Annotated in this window: 2 protein-coding genes; both read right to left on the reverse strand. The window is 71.2% G+C overall.

Annotated features, from left to right (window positions below):
* Positions 1-544: 544 nt before the first annotated feature.
* Positions 545-3,802 carry an ATP-dependent helicase gene (locus tag QMK34_RS46670; RefSeq protein WP_326421446.1) on the reverse strand — a complete coding sequence of 1,086 codons (3,258 nt, stop codon included), beginning with the start codon at positions 3,800-3,802 and terminating at the stop codon, positions 545-547.
* Positions 3,799-5,798, reverse strand: a 2,000-nt coding sequence (locus QMK34_RS46675; protein ID WP_326421448.1) for a PD-(D/E)XK nuclease family protein, incomplete at its 5' end; no start/stop codon positions are given. The genes QMK34_RS46675 and QMK34_RS46670, both read right to left, overlap by 4 nt.

A 5,798-nucleotide genomic window follows, 5' to 3' on the forward strand; every position in this document is an offset into this window, starting at 1 on the left:
CGGTCGAGCGCAACAGATCGGTCTGACGAGGCGTGCGTCCCAAGGCCACACCACTCATCCTGCCGGACCGGCCACCCGATCACCGCGACCGACACACCCCTCACAATCTAAGACACCAGCCACCTAGTACTCGTCCTCGCTCGTCGTGCGCACACGTCACGCCCGACGTTGTCCGCCTACGCCGACACTGGCACACCGCCACCCGACTGCTGTCAGAGGCCGGTTTCGAACTCACGGTCCGGCCGCGAGTGAGATTCGTTGAGCAGGTCACCCGGCGAGGGAAGACGATCGCGGTGCCAACTGCTCTGCCGCGGCTGCCGCTGAATCAGAAGTTCGCCACGGTGGTCTTGCCCTTGCACTTGAACTGGTCCGACCCGGCCGCCCGTCTTACGCGAAGGAACCCCCGACGACGTTCTCGCTTACCTCGGCGGCGCAGCACAATATCGAGGTTCCCGGACGACGAACTGCCGATCGACGGCGGACTTGTCCAAGCGTTAAAAGACTTCTTCGCTGAATGGGCGACTGAGCTCAACGAGACCGGTTCTCACGAGCCCTCCTTCTCAGGGACGCGGCGAAGCAAGTCCCGCAACCCCTCGGCGTCCAGCAGGTCGGCCGGGCGCAGCGTGTGACTCTGCCGGACATAGTGGAACGCCGCCCGCACCCGCTCGACCGGGACGTCCTTGAGCGCTGCCCAGGCCAGGCGGTACGCGGCGAGCTGTACCGCGAGCGCGGGGAGCCGGGCACCGCCGGGCACGGAGCCGGTCTTCCAGTCGACCACCGTCCAGCCGCCGTCGGGGTCGGCGAACACGGCGTCCATCCGGCCGCGCAAGGTGATGCCCTCGACGTCGGCGGAGAACGGGACCTCGACCGCCTGCGGCACCATGTCCGCCCACTCGCTCCGCTCGAACGCCGCCTGGAGCTCTTCGAAGTCGGCGTCGGGCGCTTCGTCGACGTCGGCCGCTCCCGGCAGGTCGTCGATCTCGAGCAGGCCCTCCCCGGCGAACCGGTGCTCCAACCAGCTGTGGAAAGCGGTACCCCGACGGGCAAAGGTGTTGGGCGGCAAGGGGAGCGGACGTCGTAGCTGCCGCGCGAAGCCGTCCGCGTCCTCGGCCAGTTTGACGAGCTGACTGACCGAAAGGTGCGAGGGTAGCGCGACCTGGTCGACGCGCGACGCCGCCCGCGCGCGCTCCGCGAGCAGGACCTCGGTGTCGGCGATCCAGCCGTCCGGATCAAACGAGTCCTCTGTGGACTCTCCCGCCTCAGTGTCCATAGCGGACAGCACCAGCCCCACCCCGGACGTGACCCCGGCGCGGCGCGGGCCCAGCGGGTCCAGTGGCCACTGGGCGGTCCGCGAGTCGGCGACGAGCGGGTTCTCCTCGTCCTCCGCGGGTTCGTCGGCCCAGACGGCGATGTCGCCGACCTGCTTGTCCGCGTCCAGCAGCACTTCCCGGATCTCCGTGAGGAACTCCGACGGCCCCTTCGGCTTGGCACTACTCTCGTTCCACCAGTATCCGGAAACCAGCAGCGCGTGCTCGGACCGCGTCAGCGCGACGTAGCAGAGCCGCCGCTCCTCCTCCGCCTCCCGCTCGACGAAGCCTTCCTCGTGCAGCTCCAGTCCTTCCAGGACTTCCTTGCGGTCATACCCTTCGGCGACGCGCAGCTCCGGCAGGTCCTGCGAGTCACCCCGGAGGGACGCGGGCAGCGCGGTGGCCGTGCGCAGCCACGAAGACGAACGCCGCCTGCTGGGGAACACTTCCCGCACCAGGTGCGGCACCGCGACGACCTCCCATTCGAGACCCTTCGCCGAGTGCACGGTCAGCACCTGGACACGATCCGGCACGACCTCGACCTCGCCGGGGGTGAGCCCGTCCTCCGCGTGCGCCGCGGTGTTCAAATAGTCCACGAAGGACAAAAGCGTCGCGGTCGGGGCAGTTTCGGCGTAGTCGGTGACGACCTCGGCGAACGCGTCCAGGTGCGCGCGCCCCGCCGAACCCGGCCTGGCCAGCGATTCGACGTCCAGCAGCAGCGTGCGCTCGACGTCGGCGACCAGTTCGGGCAGCGACTGGTCCAGCCGCCGCCGCAACGCCGAGAGCTCCGAGCCCACCCGCCGGATCCGCCGGTAGCCGTCGGGCGAGTACCGCTCCGGCGACCCCGGCTCGTCGATCGCGTCGATCAGCCCGGCCTGCTCCGCGCGCTCGGTGAACAGGACCGGCTCGTTCCCGCCGGGCTCACCGACCGGCGCCGGGGCCGGGTTGGACAATTCGTTGGCACGGCGCCACAATTTCGCGAGGTCGGCGGCCGCGAGCCGCCAGCGCGCGCCGGTCAGCAGCCGCGCGGCCGCACTCCCGGCGAGCGGGTCGGCGAGCACGCGCAGGGTACTCACGAGGTCCGCGACCTCGGGCTCGTCGAGCAGCCCGCCGAGCCCGACGACCTCGACCGGCAGGCCGCGCGCCCGCAGCTCGGCCGCGATCGGCGCCATATCCGCGCGGCGCCGCACCAGCACCGCCGCGGTCGGCGGCTTGCCGGTGGTCTCCTTGTGCTCGAACCAGCGCCCGGCCAGCGCGTCGGCCACCCATTCCCGCTCGGCACGGACGTCCGGCAGCAGCGCGCACGCGATGTCCGCGTGCCCGGCGCCTTCGCGCGCGCGCAGCCGTTCGACGCCGAGGCCGCGGGCCCGCAGCGGCTCGGAAATCGCGTTGGCGAGTTCGAGGATCTCGGCCGGGTTGCGGAAGCTGGTCAGCAGCCCGAATTTCAGCGCGGGCTGGAGCCGTTCGCCGTCGTGGCGCGGGAAGTCAGTGGTGAACCGCGGCAGGTTGGCCGCGCTCGCGCCGCGCCAGCCGTAGATCGCCTGCGCGGGATCGCCGACCGCGGTCGCGGGCATCGGCGGGTTCTCGACTCCGCCGAACAGGCCGCGCAGCAGCACGCGCTGGGCGTGCCCGGTGTCCTGGTACTCGTCGAGCAGCACCGCGCCGTACCGCTCCCGCTCGCCCGCGACGACCTCCGGATGCGTGTCCGCGAGCTGCGCGGCGAGCGACATCTGATCGGCGAAGTCGAGCGCGCCCTCAGCCCGTTTGCGCTGCTGGTAGCCCTCGACCAGCGGCAGCAGCGCGAGCCGGAATCGTTGTGCGGTAATGACTTCCTGTAGTTTCTGCGGCAACGCCGCCCGCTGCCCCTTCGCCCGCGGCGCGCCCTCGATGACGTCGCACAGCCACCGCGTGTACCCGCCGAGCTGCTCGACCTCGACCAGGTGCTCCCCCAGCTCACCGGCCAGCGCCAGCAGCTGCGCCGTCACCGACGAGGGCACCCTGTCGGTCTCCAGATCATTGTCCCAAGTGGACACCACCCGGTGCGCGAGCTGCCACGACGAGGTCTGCGAGAGCAGCCGGACACCGGGCTGCACGGGCAGCCGCAGGCCGTGTTCGGACAGCAACCTGCCCGCGTACGCGTGGTAAGTCAGCACCGTCGGCTCGCCCGCGACGACGGCCGAGCGTAGCGCCCCGGTGGCGTCGATCCGTTCCAGCAAGCCGGAACCAGCGAGCCGCCGCAGCCGCGTGCGAACCCGCTCACCAAGCTGACGCGACGCCTTGCGCGTGAACGTCAGCCCGAGCACACGCTCCGGGGTGACGATCCCGTTGGTCACCAGCCAGACGACACGCGCGGCCATCGTCTCGGTCTTGCCAGCGCCCGCGCCCGCCACGACCAGCGACGGCTCAACCGGCGCGGCGATGACGGTAGCCTGCTCGGGGGTCGGCCGGTGCAGGCCCAGCGCGTCCGCGATCTCCGCGGGTTCGACCAGGTTCAAGGCCCGGTCACCTGCCTTCCCTCGGGCCGCAGCGGGCAGCAACCCCTTGCGGGGCAACGATCACAGTCTGGATTCTCGTTGGCCTGGTAGTCCGGTCCGCCGGCGGAAGCCGCGGCCGAGCGGACGAGCTCCAGCCACTGCTTGCCACCATCCTCGTCCAGCGGCGCCTGCTCACGCTGCGCCGCACCGGTTTTGTTGTTCGACTTCGCCACGTACACCAGCCGCGCGCCGCCGGGCTCGACGGTGCCGTCGATCGCGCCGAGCAGCACCGCCAGCTGGTACGCCGCCAGCTGCGGGTGCAGCTCGGCTTCGGACGCGGTCACCGGGACCTTGCCGGTCTTGATGTCGACGATCACCGGACGGCCGTCCTTGTCCATCTCGACCCGGTCGACCCGGCCGCGCAGCATGACCCGGATCTCGTCGTCGCCGACCGGCAGCTCGACCTCGATGTCCTGCTCCACCCCGGACTCGATCAACTCTTTACGACTGCCTTCAAGCCAGTTCACGAAGTTGCGCAGCATCTGCTCGACCCGCGTGCGCTCCCGCCGGGAGAACCACGGCGCGCCCGCGTCGACCCTCGCCCACGCCTCGTCGAGCGCGGCCTGGATCTGTTCCTCGCTCGTGCCGCCCGCGACCGCCTGGGCCAGACCGTGGACCAGTGTCCCGGTGACGGCCGCGAGCTGCGCCGGGTCGCTGCCACCGTGCCGCTCGATGAGCCAGCGCAGCGGGCACTTGACCAGTGTCTCCACAGTGGACGGTGAGATGCGGATGAGGTCGCCGGCGCCGAACACCGGGTCCGTTGTGGACGGTTCGAGCAGGCCGTACCAGGTGCTCGGGTGCGCCCCCGGCACGTTCGCGGCGGCCAGCCTGGCCAGCTGATCCGCGGCGCGCTGACGGCGTTCTGGCTCGCCGTGCTCGTCGCAGACGACCTCCCGCAGCTCACCGACCAGCTCGGCCAGCACGAGCGCGCGGCCGACCGGCTTCATCCGCGAGTCGAGGCCGCCGTCGTCGGCGCCGTTCTCCTCGAGCTCGTCGATGAACCGCGACGGCTGCTCGTCCTCCCCCGCCACCGCGCTGACCAGCAACGTCTTGCGCGCCCGGCTGGCGGCGACATAGAACAGGCGCCGCTCCTCGGCCAGGATCGGCGCGATCGCGGACAGCTTTTCGTTGTCCAGCCCGGACATTAGGTCGACGAGCCGCTCGACGCCGAGCAGCGAACCGCGCAACCTCAGGTCGGGCCAGCTGCCCTCCTGAACACCGGCGATCGAGACCACTGTCCATTCGCGACCGGCGGCGGAATGCGCGGTGAGCAAGGAAACGCCCTCCGAGCGGGCCGACTTCGGGGCGAGGGTGTCCGCGGCGATGTTCTGCGAAGAAAGATAGTCCGCAAAGGACGCGACGCTCGCACGCGGCAGCCTGTCGACATAACGACCGGCCGCGTCGAACAACGCGACCACGGCGTCGAGGTCCCTGTCCGCGCTCGCGCCGAGCGAGCCGCCACGGTCGACGAACCGGAGCATCCGGTCCTGCAGGCCGCTGGCGTTCCACAGCGCCCACAGCACGTCCTCGACGCCGTCACCGCGGACGACGGCCTGGTGCGCGGCACTCAGCAGACTGCCGACCCGGCGCACCGGGACGGCCTCGGCGTCCGCGAGCCCGGCCAGAATGTCGTTGCCGCGCAAGGCTTCCACCAGAAGGTCGTCGCTGGATCGCTGCCCGCCCCCTGCCAGTTCCAGCCGCCGCAGACCCCGGCGCAGACGGCGCAGAGCCAGCGGATCGGCCCCGCCCATCGCGGACGACAGCAGCATCTCGGCGAGGTCGACGTCGAGCAGGTCCGGGTCCGCGGCGAGACGCAGCATGGCGAGCAGCGGGCGGACGGCAGGCTGACGGGCGAGCGGCAGCTCCTCGGTCGCCGAGCCGATCGGCACGCCCGCGGCGCGTAGAGCGCGCTGCAGCACCAGAAAAGTTCGCGCCGGCGAGCGCACCAGCACCGCGA

The organism is Amycolatopsis sp. H20-H5, from assembly GCF_035828755.1.
Classification (GTDB): Bacteria; Actinomycetota; Actinomycetes; order Mycobacteriales; family Pseudonocardiaceae; genus Amycolatopsis.